Genomic DNA, 18,214 nt, shown 5'->3' on the forward strand with positions numbered 1-18,214 from the left:
CGGCTGATGGGCGAGCTCGGCCTGGTCGGTGCCAGGCGCGGTCGCCGAGTCCGCACCACCGCCGCGGACACCGCTGCGCCGCGACCGGCGGATTTGGTCGAGCGCAACTTCAACCCGCCTGCTCCCAACCGCACCTGGGTTGCGGACTTCACCTATGTCCCGACCTGGTCCGGGATGGTCTACGTCGCGTTCGTCATCGACGCCTACTCCCGGCGGATCCTGGGCTGGCGGGCCGCGACGTCGATGAAGACCGCGCTCGTGCTGGACGCGCTGGAGCAGGCGATCTGGGCCCGACAACAGGCGGGGATCACCGAGTTCGACGGACTGGTCCATCACAACGACGCCGGGTCGCAGTACACCTCGATCGCGTTCACCGAGCGCCTCGCCCAGACCGGCGCCGCACCCTCGGTGGGCAGCGTCGGGGATGCCTTCGACAACGCGCTGGCCGAGTCGATGATCGGGCTGTTCAAGACCGAGCTGATCAAGCCGGGCGGGCCCTGGAAGACCGTCGAGCAGGTCGAGATCGCCACCCTCGAGTACATCGACTGGTTCAACCACCGCCGACTATTCGAAACCTGCGGCGACATCCCACCGGTCGAACTTGAGGCAGCGCACTACCGTCAACACGCCGCCCTCGCCGAGGCCGGCCACTCAACCCCGTAGGTCTCCCGACAAGCCGGGGCGGTTCAGAGCGGTACGAGCGCGAGGTGCCGGATCCGGCAACGTTCCGTGCCTTGCGCGGCCGCATCGGAGTCCTGCTCCTGCTGCCCTCCAACGACAACGCCAGCTTCCACGATCTGGCGTTTGGTGACAAAATTTCCTACTACTCACGGCAGAACCAGCTGCCCGCGATTCTCACGCCCGGGAGCCGGCAGAGGAACCCGCGGTTGAAGACGTTCACCAAGAAGTATGGGCTGGAAAGTCTGTTACATGACTATGGAAGCTCGCCACGCCTGGTCGCCGTCGTCGAGGGCCGTGGGAGGCTCCACCGTGAGCTGTGCCGGTGCGTGTGGTCCACTCAAGAGCTGGACCTGCCGCTGCCGTGGCCCCGGGTGAGCGCCGACTCCGAGGAGGTCACGCGGACGGGCCTGCGCCCGGTCGGCAACGTCACCACCGCTGACGGGGCGGTTCCACGACGCCGAGGCGGTACCACGCAGCTTTCCCAGCTCATCGAGGCGGGCGTGCTCGCGGACGGCGCACCGCTACGAGCCCAGGACGGCGACCGCGCACACACGGCCGTCGTCACCGGCGGGCGTATCGAACTGTCTACTGGGGACAGCTACCGGCTGCCCGACGAAGCCGCGGCGGTCGTGCGAGGGAAGAAGAACGTCAGCGGGATGAGCTTCTGGCTGGCCGAGCGGCGGTCAGGGGAGTGGGTATCGCTCCGGGACGACTTCGACGAGGCGAAGCGGCAAGGCCAGATCAGCACCAAGCGTGGACGGTCCCGCTGAGGGCGTCCACTCGGAGTTGCTCGAGGGGCTCCGCGTGTGTCCGGGCACCTGGGGTGATCTGCACGGGCAGCTTGGGCGCTGACCTGCGGCCTCGCGCGCGAGCGCTGGTCGGCTGCTGAGGCGAACCATCCGCCGACGGTGAACCTGCGCGAGGACGTCACGTTGACCGTGCTCAAAGCTGGTCGGTTGCCTCTTTGGCCCCGAGGAACCGTCATCAGACAGTCGCGGCCTTGCTCGCGTCCCAGCCGGACGGTCCGCCCGCCGTTGATGTAGACGATGAAGGCACGACTACGACACGCCGGGCGGCGGCTACTGCGGGTCCGGGACGCCATCGCAGCCGCTGTCCGTCCGGCGCCCGTAGTGGAGGGGATCAACTAGGGTGCGGGTCGAGCGGGCGGCGGCACAGGCCCAGCTCGACAGTGCTCCGGCCGGACGGCCCTAAACCGCTGGGTGATTGGGTGCTGCTGGTCATGGGACGCCAGTTGGATCGATGCTGATCTCCCTGGATCACGTGCCGACAAGATCCGCACATGACTTATCCATCAGAAAGGGTCAGGACTGATGAGAGGTGATGGGACGTAACCGGCGGTGTGGGACGCCTACGCTCCAGCTCAGAGGCCATCTTGAGGAGTCTCGGGAAATGATGGGCAACATCGCCGATCATTCGCAGGGTTACTGGTTCGAGTCCAGTCGGAGGAGCTTCTCCCCAGGTCAGGGGCCCAAGCGGCGAAGAACCTGCAAGATCGGGCCCTCGTTCATCCCCTGAATCAGCGCGACTGAGTGTGATCGGCGAAGATCGCCGGCATTCCGCGGCGTCCGTGCGAGCCACCTTCCGGCCGAAGCGTTGACACGGCTACTGGATCGCCGAAGCTGACGAGGACGCCGGGCGCCGTGCCATCGTCCACCGTTACCCCGCACTGATGTCGACTGGGCGTCCTGGCGGCCGACGGCACATAACACGGCTTCGACCACCACGCCGACTGGCCCGCACTGCACAAAGCGTCTCTGCTGGGCAGCCGAAGCACACCCGACGGCCGCCCACTCCGACGCGCGAAGCGTCCCGAGGGCAGGACCGTCGTCACCTGGTCGAACGACTGAGCCTCACCGGCGGAACATCGCCATGACGTGCGTGTTCAGAATCTCCATGCCTGTTCAAGGCGGCGCCTACGGCGCCGCTGCCTGGAGCTAAGGAGCGCTCTCGCTGTGCGGCGGGCGACGTGCAAGATCAACTAGGTCCCGGTTGTCTGAATTTGCAGGCGCGGGGCGACCGACAAGTGTGCGTGCGCGCTTGGCATCATGGGCCCGGTGCAGGACTGGGAGAAGCGAATCGGCGACGCGTGGGCGTCGATCGACGACTACGAGGATCGTGAAGTCGACTTCCGGGCCATGATCGACAGCCTGGCAGGGGAACTGCCGGACGGCGACCCGATCGCGGCGTTTGAGCGAGCGTGCGCGTGGGACTCGACAGGGCGCTCGGACCGCGCCGTGCCGCTCTACGAGTGGGCACTCGACCACGGGCTCGCTGGGTACCGGCGGCGCCGCGCGGTAATCCAGTTGGCCAGTTCGCTGCGCAACATCGGGCAGGTCGAGAAGGCCATCAAGCTGCTGGAAGCTGAGCGCAGCGTCGACCCGGTCACGGTGGACAATCAGGCCCGCACGCTCGCCGACGCGATCAGCGCGGTACTAGCGCTGTGTCTGGTCGACGCCGGGCGAGGGCGGGAGGCTGTATCGATCGCAGTTGCTGCGCTTGCTCCTCATCTGCCCCGCTACCAGCGCTCGATGGCCAACTATGCACGGCTCCTGGTTGCCGCGGAGGTCGACTCCCCATAGTCGTCTATCCGCCAAGGACGGGGGTAAAAGATGCCCTCGCCGGGCGATCCTTGTGCTTACCGAACTGAAGGAGCTCGGCTATAAGCTGGTCTTGATAACGAATGGGAGCACCCGTCCGGAGCGCGTAGGGCTGGCAAATTATTTTGACGGTTCGGTCCTTGCCTTTGAATGTGGCCACCGGAAACCGAGCCCATTGATCTATCGGCATGCTGTCGACCTGATGGCAATTGATGCTAGCGAATGGTTGCATATCGGTGATGAGTACCTAGAAGATGTTGAGGCGGCTAGGGAGGCTGGCATGCGCTCTGTGTGGCTGCAACGCAATGGCGCCACTGGCGACATCGAGCCTGGCGAGCAGGTTATTGGCGATCTCACCGAGGTGCGAAGCATCTTAAGCTTCTATCAGTGATCGTCCGAGTTGCACCTGTTGAGTTCGGCTTCAGTCGTTGTTCACCGACCGGCCTGGTGCTTCATCGAGAAAGTCGGTGTCGTAATGGTATCGGCTCGATCCGCCACGCTGGAGTCTGGCCAGGAGCCCCCGCTTTACCTCCATAATTCAACTACAGAAATCCACGACCGATGCCGGGAGTCAGCGGGGGCGCCGTGACGCCGGTCCAGTTCGCGGCACACGACGGCAGACTTCCGAGGTCGACCGGGGAAGTGGATCTTGTTTCGCAGGGATACTGGTTCGAGTCCAGTCGGAGGAGCTTCTCCCCAGGTCAGGGGCCAGGCGGCGAAACTTGCAAGGTCGACCCCTCGTTCACCCCCATGAATCGTCTAAGTGTGGTCGATTTACCGACATAATCAGCGGTCGGGACAAAGAGGTGGGTGCTCTGGGCACAGAGCCCGTCTGTGCAATGAGCGCATGTGGCGGCCCGGGTATCGACCCGCTCCCCGATGGGCGGCTCGACGGGACGGGATGGCAGGACGGGGCTGGTGTGCGCTCAGCGCGCAGGGTTCTCGCGAGGCAGACCTGCGTGTTCAGTCGTCCGGCCACGTGCGAGGAATCGCTCCACCGAAGCGGCGAACGCGGAAGGGTCGTCCACCCACGGGAAATGCCCAGCGCGTGGCTGCACCACCAGCTCGGCACCGCCGAGCAGCGCAGCCAGCTCGCGTACCGCTGTGTGGGTTGGCCAGATGTCGTACTCGCCGACCACAAGCAGCACCGGCGACGGGAGCGCCATGAGCCGTCCGGGTAGTGCCGGATCCGGTTCGAAGCCGGCGTAGAAGCCGTCCGTTGCGGGATGGGCGAACTGATCCGGCTCGGCGGCTGCCTGCGCCCGCGCCGCCGCATTCCATTCGCCGTACTGCAGCGGAGCGGACAGCCAGCGGTACCGCGCCAGCTCCTGCGGCGTGTTGGGCTCGGCGTGCAGCGCGGCGGCTGCGTCGGCGTACCAGGGTTCATGCTCCCGCAGCGCGAGAACCTCCTCAACACCAAGATCTGACTGGATGCTCACCACCCGCAGCGACGGATCCACCAGCACAAGACGGTCGAGCCGGCGCGGATATTCGGCCGCATAGAGCAGACAGACTCCGCCGCTGGCCGAATGCCCGAACAAGTCCATCCGCTCCAGACCAAGATGGCGGCGCAGCGCCTCAACGTCCTCGACGATCCGATCGACGCGATAGGTTGCCGGGTCGGCCGGCGCACCGGAACAGCCCGTGCCCCGGTTGTCGATCAGGACCAAGGTCCGGTGCGCGCTGAGCCCGCCTAGCTCACCCAGATACTCGACGGCCTGACCAGGGCCACCAGGGATGCAGACCAGGGGCGGACCCGAACCGACGAGTCGATAGGCGAGTTCGGTTCCGTCCCAGGAGCGGAAGCGCTGCATTGGCCAGACTCTGTCATGGCACCCAGCTCAACCCGCAGACCAGGTCGCTCGTAGCGGGCAAGTCCCCGGTCCATGGCCGAATGGTAGTCGAGCTTCAATACGACCGATTCCTGCCAATCGTCGCCCGGTCACCAGGTCGACGAAGCGGACGCGACCTGAAAGGTCCAAGCCGGATACGTCGGGCCGACCGGATAGATCAGTAGCTATTGCGTAACTGATGGGCCTGCAACATCGGCGGCGCCAGCACGCCCGCAGGCTCGGGTGCAGCGCGCAGACCCGTCCCCTCGTAGTACCGGTTGGCAGCCGGGGCGGCCACCTCGATCTGCAGCACGACCTTCCCGACACTCTGCGCGGGGATGCGGAACCGGTAGGGCGACCACCCTCGGGCGCCGACGAGCCGGTCGTCGACGAACACCCGCACCGAGCCGGCGACGGCGGGCAGCGTGAGCAGGTGGTCGCACCCCGGATCGACGGCGAGCGTCGTGCAGTAGGTGGCGACACCGGTCGACCGGGGGAGCCACTGGCGCTCCCAGCCGACGTCGACGCGAACCGCTGTGCCGTCGATGGTCCAGCCGTTGCGCAGCACCTGCGCCGGGCCCCACGCCTCGGGCTCCGCACGGGGGCCGAGGTCGACGGATGGAAGCCCGATCACGAACAGCCGCAGCTGGTTCGGTTCGAGGAGGACGTCGCCCACCGGCCCCGTGACGCGTTCTCCCGTGGAGGCCAGCCACTCCTGGCATTCCTGGCCGGCGGGCAGGCGGGCCGTGACCGGGCCGGGCCCGTCGTTGAACATCGCGATCCGGGTGCTGCCGTCGGCGGCGGGGCCGCTGCGCAGCCACACGTCGTGCGTCTCGCCGGCGAATTCGAGTCCGGCGTGCCTGCTGCGCGGTTCCGGCAGGTCCGCGTCGTGGGTGATGAGGGCGGCCCAGTCTGCAGCGGCGGTCTGTGCTCCCGATTGGTAGATCCACGGGGTGCGGCCGCTGGTGAGCACGCGGACGCCGCGGGCCTGCAGGGCCGCGAGCACCTCGACGGTGGTGCGCGAGGACAGAGTCTCGACGTTCGGCAGGACGATCGCGGAGTAGCCGCGGGCGACCACCGTGTCGGCGGTGGCGAGATCCCGCTCGTCGACGATGTCGTACTCGTGGCGGCCGGCGGTCAGCGTCCGGGCCCAGCGGCCGAGATGTTCGGCGTGCTCGCCGGTCTGGCCGTGGGTCCACAGCGTGCGCAGCGGATAGAGCAGCGCGACGTCGGGTGCCGACCCGATCCCGTCCAGGAAGGCGCTCAGCCGGCCGGTTTCGGTCGCGAACGCGGCGTGGTGCTGCGCGAACCACGGTTCGAAGTTGATCCCGGGCGGGAAGTCGAAGCGGGGGTTGGCCAGCGACTCGTGATCACGGTCGTGGCCGTCGGTCTGGTAGAAGCCGTGGAAGACCATCTGCCGCATGCCCTGGATGTGGTGCCGGATCGCGGTGGCCCGCAGCTCCTGCAGGGTCAGCCCCCAGTGCCCCGACCACGGTGCGCCGCCCGGGGGTGGAGTCATGAAGTACTGCTCGACCAGGGTGCCGGTGCGGCCGTGATGGCGGGCGACGCCGTCGCCGAGCTTCGCGCTCAGCTGCGCGACGCCGTCCTGGGCGTCCACCGCGGTGAGGTCGCGGTAGCCGTCGACGCCGAAGTGGTCGAGACCGAAGTTCAGCCGCAGGTCCCAGTTGTCGAACGCCTCGCCGATGTTCCACGAGCCGACGTGGCTGAGTACCTCGTGCCCGGACCGCAGCAGCCCGTGCGCGCGGCTCCATCGGGACACCGTGCCGAGGAACGCCTCCATCGCGTGCGCGGCGAACAGCTCGTAGAAGGCGGCCCGGTGGGCGAGCTGGTCCGCGCCGTCGGCGTCGAGGAGGGCCGACAGCACCTCCGGGTAGTGCGGCCACGCCGACCGGATCGCCTGGTCGAGGCTCTCGTGGAAGGGCATCGAGCTGCGCACGTCGCCGTACCGCTGCGCCCAGTCGTAGTACACGGCGTGCGGCTGGTCGAAGAACGAGTACGCCACGGTGCGGCCCAGGTGGTCGCCCAGCCGATCGGCGAAGGGCTGGTAGCCGGCCTCGACGAACCTCTCCACCGCGGCCGGGTCCACGACGTTGACCAGGCGCGAGGTGGCGCATCGCGCCGAGACCAAGACGGTGGCCGGCGGCCCCGCGACCTCGACGGTGCACCCGGCGGCGTCCGCGGCGACGAGAGTCGCCGCGTCCGGGCGGTCCTCGACACCGCCCGGGGTCCCGACGAGCACGTACTCGACCCGCCAGTCCGTCCAGGCCGGGCGTGCGCCCTCGTAGTGCCAGGCCATCGCGGCCGGACCGAGGTTCTCCGTGGCCGAGCGGATCCCGCCGACGGTGGCGGTGCCGTCGGCGGTCCTGCTCCAGAACAGGTGCCGTTCGCGCAGGCCGTCGTGGCCCCGCACGGCCCGCCCGCCGGCGTGGCCGGACTGCCAGCAGTAGTCGTCGTAGATCCCGACGACCATGCCGTGCTCGGCGGCGATGTCGACGGCGAACCGGTAGGCGTCGAGGAACGCATCGTCGAGGTACTCGTCGATCGGGTACGCCAGCCGGGCCTGCACCGCGAAGCTGCGGAACCCGCCCTCGTGCATCTGCCGGGTCTGGCTGCGGATCTCCTCAGGGGACGGGAGGTGGTGCCAGAACCAGTAGGTGGCCGGCCGGTGCCAGGGCCCGGGCTCGGTGAAGTCCGGCGTCATCCGCCGCTGCCTGCGGCGACGGGCACTGCCACGCGCGAGTAGTCCGGGCCCGGGTCGAGCCGCAGGCCGAACGTCAGCAGCGCGTAGGTAGCGGCACCGAGCACGGTCGCGATGACGACGCCGATGTTGCTGGCACCGAGCACGCCGTCGCGGGCCTCTGCGGTGAGCAGGAAGCCGGTCAGGTGGGCGAAGTTCGGGTCGGCGCTGGTCACGGTGCCGAGCCCGATGATCGTGCCCAGCGCCAGGCTGAGCAGGGCGGTCCAGCGACCGTCGCGGCCGCCGAAGCCGTACGGGTTGGCCAGGTCGGTGTTCCAGCCGAGGCGGCGCTGCCGGACGAAGTCGACGAGCTGGATGCCGCCCATGGTCCCCATCATCACCGCGATCAGGGACAGGAACGACTGGAACGTCGCCAGGAACGAGTCGGAGACGAACAGCAGGTAGAACGCCCCGGCGGCGATCAGCAGTGCGTTGAGCGCGGTCGTCGTCGAGCGGCGAAGCGGCACCCCGACCGCGCCCAGCGCCAGCCCGGAGCTGTAGATGCCGGTGATGGCCGCGGACACCAGGGAGATCACGATGACGACGGAGAACGGGACGAAGAACCACAGCGGCAGCAGCGCGGTGAGCGCGCCGATGGGGTCGTCGGCTGCCGCGGTGCCCAGCGCCGGGTCGCCGCCGACGAGCAGCGCGCCGACGACGAGCAGCGCGACGACCGGCAGCGCCAGCCCGGACGTCGTCCAGCCGATGACCTCGCGGGCGGGGGTGGTGCGGGGGAGGTAGCGGGCGAAGTCGCCGCCGTAGTTGAGGAAGCCGATGCCGACCAGCGTCATCGCCATGATGATCCCGCCGAGGAAGGTCAGCGCGCCGCCGGCGGGCGCCTCGCCCAGGCGGGACCAGGAGACGGTGGGCAGGACGAAGCCGAGGAACGCCAGCGTCATCAGGCCGGTGAGCCAGGAGATCCACACCTCGATCCGCATGATGAACGCGTGCCCCAGCACGGACGCGATCATCGTGATCGCGAGCACGACCACGAAGCAGACCACGATGGTGCCGGTGGCGGGCTTGCCGTCCGGGGCGGCGAAGGCCGCGGGGAAGAGGGTGCCGAACAGGTTGGCGGCCGTGGTGGAGGCCAGCGTGATGATCGTGACCTTCCAGCCCATGTTCGACAGGTAGGCGAAGAAGGCCGGCACGATGTTGCCGCGCGTGCCGAACGCGAACCGTGTCTGTACGAGCGTCGGCAGCCCGGTCCGGGGTCCGCCGACGGCGAGGATGCCGACGAGTGCGCAGGAGATCAGGTAGCCGAGCGTGCCGGCGACGATGGTCTGCCAGACGTTGAGGCCGAGGGTGAAGACGTAGATGCCGTAGCTGATGCCGAGGATCGAGATGTTCCAGGCGAACCAGACGGCGAACAGTCCGCGTGGCCGCCCGCGCCGCTCGGCGTCGGGCACGGGGTTGATCCCGTTCGCCTCGACGGTGAGTGTGGTGCGGCGCTGGGGGTCCTGCTCGTCCATGTAATGCCTTCCCGAGCCGGGCGCGTCCGCGGCTCTGCGGTGTACCTGTCAGGGGTGGTGCAGTGCCCCGGCCGTGGCTCGGGAGAGCTGTGGGTTGCGGGCGCCCGGCACCGTGACCGCCAGCGCTGCGGCCGCGACCGCCTCGCGGACGGCGGCGACGAGATCGCCGGAGCCGTCGGCGAGCAGGCTCGCCAGTGCGCCGAGGAACGCGTCGCCCGCCCCCACGGTGTCGATCGCGTCGACGGGTACCGCCGGGACGTGGCGCACCGTCCCGCCGGCCCGCACCAGCGCACCGTCGCCGCCGAGCGTGACGACGACGTCGCCGATCCCGATGGCGCCAATATGGGCGTGCGCGAGCACGTCTGCGAGCTCGTCCGGTGTGTCGGGCAGGTCGCGGGCGAGCAGGTCGGCCAGCTCGCCGTGGTTGACGACGAGCACGTCGATCCCGTCGAGGACCTCCGGGTCGATCGGTCGTGACGGTGAGGGGTTCAGCACGACGAGCGCCCGGCCGCGGTAGGCGCGCACCGAGGCCGTGACGGTCTCGGGCGGGATCTCGTGCTGCAGGACCACGACCCGTGGTGCGGGTGTGCGGGCGGCGTGTTCGGCGACGTGCGCCGCCGTGAGCAGTGCGTTGGCTCCCGCGTGGACGACGATGGCGTTGTCGTCTTCGGTGACGAGCAGGATCGCGCGCCCCGACGTCGTGTCGGGGAGGCGGACCACCGGGTCGAGATCGACGCCGGCGCGGGCGAGGTCCGCGAGTGCCAGGTCCCCGTCGTGCCCGACGGCGGCGAGGAGGGCCACCCGCGCGCCGAACTGCCGCGCGGCGAGCGCCTGGTTGGCGCCCTTCCCGCCGCCGCTCTCGCGCAGTTCGGTGCACGTGACCGTCTCGCCGGTCCGGGGCAGGCGCTGGATCGCGAGCCCCGTGTCCAGGTTGACGGATCCGATGACGAGCACGTCAACGGGATCCTGGAAATGCATTTCCGAATCGTGCATGCTGTGGTTGGAGCGGTCAAGGGTCGGCTCGTCGACGGGTAGCATCCGCCGGCCGAGTGATCACGGAGGTGTCGGTGGCCGGGCGGGTGAGTCTCAAACACGTCGCCGCCGCGGCGGGGGTGTCGCCGTCCACCGCGAGTCGGGTCCTGTCCGGCACCGACCGCAACGTTGATCCCGAACTGGCCCGGCGGGTGCGCCTCGCCTGCGCCGAGCTCGGCTACCGCGTGAACGCCGCCGCCCGGGCCCTGCGCCTGCAGGCGACGGGCTCGGTGGCGCTCGTGATCCCGGCGATCGACAACGTGTACTTCGCCGAACTCGTCGCGGCCTACTCCCGGCGGCTGGACGCCGACGGCCGCCGTCTGGTCACGCTGGACTCGAACGAGACGCTGGCCAGCGAGGTCCGCCAGCTCGGCGAGATGGACCGGGTGCTCGTCGACGCGGTGCTCGTCGCGCCCGTCGACCACCACGAGAGCGGCGCGGCGATCAACGACACGATGCGCAACCACCGGGTCGTGCAGGTGGACCGGATCGCGGTCGGGGCGTGTGCGCCGTCCGTGCGGCTGGACAATGCCGCCGGGATGGCCCTGCTGGTGGAGCACCTGCGGGCGCAGGGTCGCGAGCGAATCGTGCTGATCGACGCGCAGGGGCGCTCGTCCGCGAGCATCGAGCGGGCCGAGGCCTTCCGGGCGCTCGCCGGCCCGCGGGACCGCGTGATGCCGATGCCCTCCTACTCGATCTCCAGTGGCACCGAGGCGGCCGCACGCCTGCTCGCCGACCCCGGCGCCGTCGACGCGGTCATCTGCACGGCCGACATGATCGCCGTGGGTGTGCTCACCTCGCTGCAGCACGGCGGCGTGCGCGTGCCGGAGGACGTGGCCATCGCCAGCTTCGACGGGACGTCCCTCGCCGAAGTCGTCGCGCCCGGGCTCACCTCGCTCGGCTCCTCGGTGGACGCGATCGTGCAGGCGTCCTTGGGGATCATCGACGGCGACGACGGCCAGGATGCGGTCATCGCGCCGTCACTGGTCGTCCGGGGCTCGACGGCCGCCCGCCCGTGATCCATCCCGAGGCGCGCGGCGTCCCGTGCCGGTGCACCGCGGCGGCGTCCTTTTCTCTGAGATCGTGATCGGTTTGCGGCGACGATTGCGCGGGTCGACGGCCGTATCGCCGTTTTGCCCCGCTTGTCTGACTGGTCATGGTTGTCGGGACCGTGGCGGTTGAACAGGCCATTGCATGTTGAAAGACGCCGCGCAACAGGTGTATTGTGCGACCGTTTAAGGCAGGACGTCACGAATTCCCGTATCTCATGTGCTATCGCCGCGTGCACAACCTATCTGCCGAGGTCTAGGTGGCTCTTGCCGGCTGGACAGTTCATCGGATAGCTACTCACGATCGCCTGTCTTGTCGCTGTTGTCACGTAACTCGCCGCCGGGCGCGTCGTGCGGCGGACGGAAGCACGAGTGAGGCCGGGCGCCACCACACGAGGGAAAGGAAATGAAACCGTGAGGCAGTGGACCCATTTCTCCGTGACCGCCGAGACCAGGCGGCTGTGGCGGGTGACGTTCGACAGCCCGCCGATCAACCTGGTAACTCCGGAGATGCTCACCGAGCTACCGGATCTGATCGACCAGATGGAAGCGGCGCCGGACCTGCGGGTGGCGGTGTTCGAGTCGGCGAACCCGGACTACTTCCTGAACCACTACGACACTTCCCGGGTCGCCGAGACGCCGACGGGACTGGGAGCGACCGGCTACCCGCTGGTCATCGACGTCGGCACGCGGCTGTCGCGCCTGCCCGTGGTGTCGATCGCGAAGATCCGGGGGCGGGTCAGGGGAGTCGGTAGCGAGTTCGCCCAGGCGATGGACATGCGCTTCGCCGGCGACGGGGCGCTGTTCGGCCAGCCGGAGACCGCGAACGGAAACCTGCCCGGCGGCGGCGGTCTCGAGCACCTGCCACTGCTGCTCGGCCGGGCGCGGGCGCTGGAGGTCATCCTCGCCAGCGACGACTACCCGGCCGACCTGGCCGAGCGGTACGGGTGGGTCAACCGCACCGTCCCCGACGCCGAGCTGGACGGGTTGGTGGACACCCTCGCCCGCCGGATCGCGTCGTTCGACAAGGATTCGATCACCGCGGTCAAGGAGCAGGTCAACCGGTACACGCTGCCGTCCGCGGAGGACATCAAGTCCTCCTACGACATCTACTTCGCGTCCTTCGGTTGGCCGGGCTCCAAGCGGAGGCTTCCTGCCGCGATCGAAGCGGGACGCAACCGAGCGGGTGACTACGAGCTACGCCTGGGTTACTACCTGGGGCGGCAGCCGGAAGGAGATCCGCAGTGAAACTCGTCAACTGGTCCAGCGAGCAGGGGGCCGCCGCGGTCGCCGGCTGGTCCGCCTGTCACGACGGCACCGCCCGTGACCACCAGGTCCACACCAGCCAGTGGACACCAGGGGAAGGCCGCATCAACGTCTGACGAGACTCTCGTCCGGGCGTCTCTTCGACGGCGTCGCATGGGCGAGTGCGATGAGCCGGGTCGCGAGCACGACGGTGCATGCCAAGGCTGTGGTGGCGAGCAGCAGCATGAACGTCGGGTACAGGTAGTACACCTGGATCCACGCGACGTCGCGACCTCGGTAGAGCAGTCCGACCACCCGGTGGATGGTCGCCAACAGCGCCAGCGGTGCGACGAGCGGGAGCAGCCGCGCCACCGCCCGCAGCCGATCTGTTCTCACTGCGGCCCACCGCCGTGAGCGCATCACGCCGACCCCGCCGAGCAGCAACGGCACGAGTCCGAGCATGAGCAGTACCGCGTCGACCATGACGAGCGGTGCGCCGACTGGCGGCGACGGCGCGTTCTCCAGCAGGGCGATGACTCGTTCGGCGATGGCCGCGGCGTCGCCGTAGGCCAGCCCGGTGTTGGCCATGACTGCGATTCCGTAACCCGACGCGGGCAGCAGGGCCTGGTAGGCGGTGGAGGTGAACAGGTCACCGCTGTGTGCGATCAGCGGCGCGCCTGAGGCGGTGGTGCCGATCTCCCAGCCCAGGCCGTAGGACTCTGACACCGCAGACGGGGTATGCACGGCGGCGATGGACGCGGCCGAGGCGATCGGGGTGCCGTCCGGGCCCCGCCCCTGGTTGTTCTGCGCAATCAGCCATCCACCCATGTCGTGCGCGGAACTGAGCATCCCGCCGGAGCCGTTGCCGAATGCGTGCGGTTCGGGCATCGCGATGGGCATGCCGAGGATCCGGAGATAGCCGTGTCCGCTCGGCGGGAGGTCACGCTCGGTGTCGACGGTGCGGCTGTCGTACATGCCGAGCGGGCCGAACACGTGCTCCTGCAGGTATCTGTCGAACGGTTGACCGCTGACCACCTCGACCATGCGCGCTGCCACCTGGTAGTTCGGGTTGTGGTATTCCCAGCGCGTCCCGGGGGCGGCGGCGAGATGCGCACCGCGCATTCCGGCCACGGCATCGGCCAGGGAGTCGGGTTGCGGTCTGCTGAAGGCGGGGAAGGTCGTGTCCGACATCCCTGACGTCTGGTCCAGGAGCTGGTGCACAGTGATCGCGTTCGCCCGCGGGTCGGCCATCTCGAACTCCGGTAGGTACTGGTGCACCTGCTGGTCGAGATTCACGCGACCGGCCTCGACCAGCTGCATCACAGCGAGGGCGGTGAACGACTTGCTCACCGACGCCACGGCCATCGGAGTGTGCTCCGTGATGCGCTCGCCGGTCGGGGTGTGCCCGTACCCGGCAGCGCGAACCACCTCGTCGTCATGAGTGACCACAAGGGCCGCCCCGGGGAGCCCTGTCGCGTGGAGGTACTCCTGTACCACGGCATCGATCGCCGCGGCCGGCACGGCAGGGGGTGGGGTGGCGGGGGTCGCGGTGAACGACGCCATCACGGCCACCGCACCGGACACTATGAACATCCGCGTAGTCACGTCGTGATCGTGCGGCGACCCGGGACTCGCCCACATCGGACCGGGATCTGACTGCGCGGGATCGGACCTCGGTCCGACGCCGGCGCGCTGCTGCGCCGATACGGTCGTTCCGTGATCGCGACCGGGAGTCTCGGACTACGGCGGCTGATGGCGGCTGACGTGCTGGCGGCGGGTGCGCTTGCACTGTTCGCAGCGTTCCGGACCCCCGGTGGCTCGGTGCTCGTGTGGGGCCTGCTCGTGGTGCTCGTACTACCTGTGGTCATGCGGAGGCGCTGGCCGATGCCGGTGTTCGCCGTCGTGCTGGCGGCGGGGATGGCGGCGATCATGGTGGGTGTCCCGGGCGACGCCGTGGTGATCACGATCGCGTTCGCGCTCTATCCGGTCGTGCTCGCAGAGGCGTCGCTGTCGGGTGTACCGGCGCTGGTGGGGGCGCTGGCAGCCGTCACGGCGTCAGGTCTCGCGACCATCACGGTGCCCGGGCTGCCGCTCATCGCGGTCCCGGAAGGGGAGGAGTCGTTCGCAAGCGCCCCGGTGACCGCCGTGCTCTACAGCGCGACGATCATCGCCGGCACATGGGTACTGGCCCGTGCCGTACGTGGGCGGCGCGACCACGCGGCCCGCCTCGCTGACCTCCGGGCCCGCCAAGCGGTGGCCGACGAGCGCCTACGGATCGCCAGAGACATCCACGACGTCGTCGGGCACAGTCTCAGCCTCATCGCGATGAAGGCAGCGGTGGCCAACCATCTTGTGAACAGCCATCCCGAGGAGGGACGCGCGGCGCTCGGCACGATCGAACGGGTCAGTCGAGGGGCGCTCGACGACGTCAGGACGGTGCTCGATGCGCTGCGTGATCCGGCCGACTCCCCACCGAGCTCTACGGAGATCGATCGCCTGGTGGCGGATGTTCGGGCCGCGGGTGTCACCGTCGAGGTGGATCGAGCCGACCTCGCGGAGGTGCCGGCCACTGTGCAGGCCTCGGCGTACCGCATCGCGCAGGAAGCCTTGACCAACGTGCTGCGCCACGCGGGGCCCACCCGCTGCCTACTCACCATCACCGATGAGCCCGGCATCTTGACGGTCTCGGTCGTGGACCACGGGACGCGGCAGGGCGCTCCCGGCCGGCCCGGACACGGTCTACTGGGCATGCAGGAGCGGGTGGCTCTGCACGGTGGCGCGCTCGATTTCGGCCCAGTGCCTGGCGGCGGGTTCGGTGTCCGCGCCCAGCTCCCGTACGTCTCGGCGGTTGGCGATGAGTGAGTCGGTGCGCGTACTGCTTGCCGACGACGAGGCCTTGCTCCGCGGCGCTCTCCGCCTCCTGATCGACGCCACAGCAGGCATGTCGGTCGTGGGGGAGGCAGCCGGCGGTCGGGAGGCGGTCGAGCTGACGGCGAAGCACGAACCCGACGTCGTGCTGATGGACGTTCGGATGCCGGAGATGGACGGAATCACCGCCACCGAACAGATCACTGCGAGCCAGTGCGCCTCGAAAGTGCTGGTCCTCACGACGTTCGACCTCGACGAGTACGTGTACAGGGCGCTGCACGCCGGAGCCAGCGGGTTCCTGCTCAAGGACACGCCACCCACCCGGCTGCTGGATGCGATCAGCCTGACCGCCGCAGGCGAGGCTTTGCTCGCGCCGAGCGTCACCCGCAGGCTCATCGAAGAGTTCACCCGACTACCGGCGACACGACGCCCACGGACCGGGCTCAACGGAGTCACCGCGCGAGAACGGGAAGTGCTCGCTCTGATCACCCAGGGTCTGTCGAACGGCGAGATCGAACACCACCTGCACCTGAGCCGTGGCACCGTCAAGACCCACATCGGGCGCCTGATGACGAAGCTCCACGCCCGCGACAGGGCACAGCTCGTGATCGCCGGGTACGAATCCGGGCTCGTTGACCAATGACCCTCACTGCGACGGCGTGGCAGGCCTTTCTATTCGCCGGAGACCCTACGAGTGCGCGTGCGACTTCATCATGTTCAGCGCTGCCGGCGGGATCAGGCCGGACAGATCGCCGCCCAGGCGGGCAATCTCTCTGACGAGGCTCGATGAAAATCTATACTTCTCGTTCGTCATCAGAAATGCGGTGTCTACGCCAGCGAGACCGTAATTCATCTGCGCCATCTGCAGTCTCGAAGTCACTGGCCGTGCGCCTAGGCTGCAGATCGATCTTCCACTCGGTCGACGGTACAGAGATGCCAGGGTCTCGTAAGCACCGAGCGGGCGGATGACGCCAAGCATGTCGTAGGAGCGCAGTGGGCGAGGGACGGCCACCGCTGGACATCGTGGCGCGCGACTAGTCCAGACCGCGTGCGTAGCGCATCCCTCTGTAGGCGCCCTCGAAGTCGATGTCCAAGCTCGGGTCTGCCTCCTTTATTTCCCCGAGCTCCCACATGACATCATCAATTGTGGGGTGGCGAGACAATCTGATGAGTTCGTCGTAGATGTAGTTGCTGACCGCGACATGGGACGCGGCCGCGCGACGGCACAGCGTGCTCCACACGTCGGCGGGCAACCTGTAGGCGTCGGTCACCACTGTTGCGTCCAGGTCGATCTGGGGCAGAGGAGGGTGCGCGTAGTTCTGATCAAGGAACTGCACCACCTCGTCGACCGGCGCTTGCTCCCTCGCCAACGTGATCAATTCGTGCCGTACGTGCTCTGTCACCGACGCGGCGCCTGCTCGACGGGCTCGTCGGTGAAGGAAGTCGGAGGTCGCGGGGGGAAGATCCTCGATAAGGACGGAGACCATCCGCTGATTTTAGGGTGCCGCTGTAGATCGATGGCAACCGTGCTCGGCCGTGGAGCATGCAGGCGGTGCCCCCGCCGGGCGGCAGGTCTCCGGGACGGCCGGGTAGGTGACGCCGGTGGGCACGGTGCGGCGTCGCGCCCCCGGGATCGTCTCTGTGCTCGCGCCGGCGCGGAGGACAGTGCGTGCCGCTGCCGTAGGCTCCGCGCCATGTTTCCGACCGGGCTGTCGATGTTGTGGGAATCGACTGATCCGCAGAGGGCTCTGCAAACGCGGTTCGGTCTCGACAGCTTCGACGATGCGGTCGGCTGGCTCACGAAAGGTCTCGCCCAGGCTTTTGCCGTCGACGTGGAGGCATGCGACCGGATCCTGATCAGCGACAACAACGCCATCGCCTGGGTCCGTACCGATCAGGAGATGTTGGTGGCGAAATGGTCCTGCGACCAGAACCAGTTCGTCACACTGTCCGCGATCGCAGATCTGCTTCAGGCGCTGAACCGGCAAGGGTGCCGGTGGCGCCGCCACTGGCGTCGGTCGACGCCCAGTATCGAGCAGTCATTGACTCCGAATCGTCGTCACTGTCGATGATGGTGCAACCGCACATCGACGGCGACCTGCTCGACACCTCCAACGAGACTGCAGTCCGACGCGCCGGTGCTTGTCTCGCTTCCTTGCACCGCGCGTTGGCCACTCACCGGGACAGCCGGCTGGTCGAGGTCGAGCCCGGGCGACCAATGGACCTGCATCAGCGGATCGGGAGGTGGCTGGAACTCAAAGACCCAGGGATGGCGCCGACCGCGTCGGCAAGGCTGCGCGACCAGATATCGTCACTGTCGGCGATCGACAGCGATCCGCAGTTGATCCACAACGATTACCGGGCCTCCAACATCCTCGCGGCCAACTCGGAGATCCTTGCTGTCATTGATTTCGACAGCGTCACCTGGGACTACTGCATCAGCGACATCGCCAATTCGTTCGTCCGGCTCGGTACTCTCTTCACCGACTGGCAGCCCACGCCGGCAACTGTCCGCGACAACCTCTTAGCAGGTTACGAATCAGTGCGATCCCTCACCGGGCTCGAACACCGATGGCTCCAGGCGCTCGTGCTCTGGTACGGCATCCAAGCCATCCCGCCCGGTGATGATCCAGCCGGCTGGGCGAAGGCTCTGTAGAAC

At 68.4% G+C, this 18,214-nt stretch carries 17 protein-coding genes; 11 read left to right on the forward strand and 6 right to left on the reverse strand.

Going from position 1 to position 18,214, the window contains the following annotated elements; translation table 11 throughout:
• From AC5L35_RS17655 to AC5L35_RS17670, 4 genes are all read left to right on the forward strand, one after another.
• Nucleotides 1-663: IS3 family transposase (locus AC5L35_RS17655; RefSeq protein WP_495060731.1), on the forward strand; the 663-nt coding region annotated here is incomplete at its 5' end.
• A 44-nt stretch (nt 664-707) separates the two neighbouring features.
• The gene (locus AC5L35_RS17660) at nt 708-1,451 is read left to right on the forward strand and encodes a restriction system modified-DNA reader domain-containing protein (protein WP_495060732.1); all 744 of its coding nucleotides are present in this window, start codon (nt 708-710) and stop codon (nt 1,449-1,451) included.
• A 1,305-nt stretch (nt 1,452-2,756) separates the two neighbouring features.
• Nucleotides 2,757-3,281, forward strand: a complete 525-nt coding sequence (locus tag AC5L35_RS17665; RefSeq protein WP_495060733.1) for a tetratricopeptide repeat protein — start codon at nt 2,757-2,759, stop codon at nt 3,279-3,281.
• The gene (locus AC5L35_RS17670) at nt 3,241-3,690 is read left to right on the forward strand and encodes an HAD family hydrolase (RefSeq protein WP_495060734.1); all 450 of its coding nucleotides are present in this window, start codon (nt 3,241-3,243) and stop codon (nt 3,688-3,690) included. Before AC5L35_RS17665 ends, AC5L35_RS17670 begins: the two co-directional genes overlap by 41 nt.
• Nucleotides 3,691-4,225: 535 nt before the next feature.
• Here AC5L35_RS17670 and AC5L35_RS17675 read toward each other — a convergent pair.
• The 4 genes from AC5L35_RS17675 to AC5L35_RS17690 all read right to left on the reverse strand — a co-directional run bounded on the left by AC5L35_RS17675 (nt 4,226) and on the right by AC5L35_RS17690 (nt 10,339).
• The gene (locus AC5L35_RS17675) at nt 4,226-5,113 is read right to left on the reverse strand and encodes an alpha/beta fold hydrolase (protein WP_495060735.1); all 888 of its coding nucleotides are present in this window, start codon (nt 5,111-5,113) and stop codon (nt 4,226-4,228) included.
• A gap of 196 nt (nt 5,114-5,309) precedes the next feature.
• Nucleotides 5,310-7,853, reverse strand: a complete 2,544-nt coding sequence (locus tag AC5L35_RS17680; protein WP_495060736.1) for a hypothetical protein — start codon at nt 7,851-7,853, stop codon at nt 5,310-5,312.
• On the reverse strand, nt 7,850-9,361 hold the full coding sequence (locus AC5L35_RS17685) for a purine-cytosine permease family protein (RefSeq protein ID WP_495060737.1): 1,512 nt from the start codon (nt 9,359-9,361) through the stop codon (nt 7,850-7,852). Before AC5L35_RS17685 ends, AC5L35_RS17680 begins: the two co-directional genes overlap by 4 nt.
• A gap of 48 nt (nt 9,362-9,409) precedes the next feature.
• Complete coding sequence (locus AC5L35_RS17690; protein ID WP_495060738.1) at nt 9,410-10,339, reverse strand: ribokinase; 930 nt, start codon at nt 10,337-10,339, stop codon at nt 9,410-9,412.
• Nucleotides 10,340-10,428: 89 nt separating this feature from the next.
• Here AC5L35_RS17690 and AC5L35_RS17695 point away from each other — a divergent pair, with 89 nt between their 5' ends.
• The 3 genes from AC5L35_RS17695 to AC5L35_RS17705 all read left to right on the forward strand — a co-directional run bounded on the left by AC5L35_RS17695 (nt 10,429) and on the right by AC5L35_RS17705 (nt 12,824).
• A complete protein-coding gene (locus AC5L35_RS17695) occupies nt 10,429-11,412 on the forward strand; it encodes a LacI family DNA-binding transcriptional regulator (protein WP_495060739.1) in 984 nt (327 codons plus the stop codon).
• 444 nt (nt 11,413-11,856) lie between these two features.
• Entirely contained in the window at nt 11,857-12,690 is an 834-nt protein-coding gene (locus tag AC5L35_RS17700) for an enoyl-CoA hydratase/isomerase family protein (RefSeq protein ID WP_495060740.1), read from the forward strand.
• Nucleotides 12,687-12,824 (forward strand): hypothetical protein, encoded by a 138-nt coding sequence (locus AC5L35_RS17705; protein ID WP_495060741.1) that lies wholly within the window; start codon nt 12,687-12,689, stop codon nt 12,822-12,824. The genes AC5L35_RS17700 and AC5L35_RS17705 overlap by 4 nt, the downstream gene beginning before the upstream one ends.
• On the opposite strand, the gene AC5L35_RS17710 is transcribed toward AC5L35_RS17705, so the two are convergent.
• Nucleotides 12,814-14,292, reverse strand: coding sequence for a serine hydrolase domain-containing protein (locus tag AC5L35_RS17710; protein WP_495060742.1), 1,479 nt, complete (start codon nt 14,290-14,292; stop codon nt 12,814-12,816). The genes AC5L35_RS17705 and AC5L35_RS17710 overlap by 11 nt on opposite strands.
• 111 nt (nt 14,293-14,403) lie before the next feature.
• Here AC5L35_RS17710 and AC5L35_RS17715 point away from each other — a divergent pair, with 111 nt between their 5' ends.
• Together AC5L35_RS17715 and AC5L35_RS17720 are read left to right on the forward strand one after the other, a co-directional pair.
• On the forward strand, nt 14,404-15,549 hold the full coding sequence (locus AC5L35_RS17715) for a sensor histidine kinase (RefSeq protein ID WP_495060743.1): 1,146 nt from the start codon (nt 14,404-14,406) through the stop codon (nt 15,547-15,549).
• Nucleotides 15,542-16,198 (forward strand): response regulator, encoded by a 657-nt coding sequence (locus AC5L35_RS17720; protein WP_495060744.1) that lies wholly within the window; start codon nt 15,542-15,544, stop codon nt 16,196-16,198. Before AC5L35_RS17715 ends, AC5L35_RS17720 begins: the two co-directional genes overlap by 8 nt.
• 391 nt (nt 16,199-16,589) lie before the next feature.
• Here the strand turns inward: AC5L35_RS17720 and AC5L35_RS17725 are convergent, their stop codons facing one another.
• Nucleotides 16,590-17,042: a hypothetical protein gene (locus AC5L35_RS17725; protein WP_495060745.1), complete on the reverse strand. Its 453-nt coding sequence runs from the start codon at nt 17,040-17,042 to the stop codon at nt 16,590-16,592.
• A 207-nt stretch (nt 17,043-17,249) separates the two neighbouring features.
• Here AC5L35_RS17725 and AC5L35_RS17730 point away from each other — a divergent pair, with 207 nt between their 5' ends.
• Both AC5L35_RS17730 and AC5L35_RS17735 read left to right on the forward strand, forming a co-directional pair.
• Nucleotides 17,250-17,627, forward strand: a complete 378-nt coding sequence (locus AC5L35_RS17730) for a hypothetical protein (protein ID WP_495060746.1) — start codon at nt 17,250-17,252, stop codon at nt 17,625-17,627.
• Nucleotides 17,552-18,211 carry a phosphotransferase gene (locus AC5L35_RS17735; protein WP_495060747.1) on the forward strand — a complete coding sequence of 220 codons (660 nt, stop codon included), beginning with the start codon at nt 17,552-17,554 and terminating at the stop codon, nt 18,209-18,211. The genes AC5L35_RS17730 and AC5L35_RS17735 overlap by 76 nt, the downstream gene beginning before the upstream one ends.
• The last annotated feature ends 3 nt before the right edge of the window (nt 18,212-18,214 follow it).

The organism is Pseudonocardia sp. OZ21 (assembly GCF_059359135.1).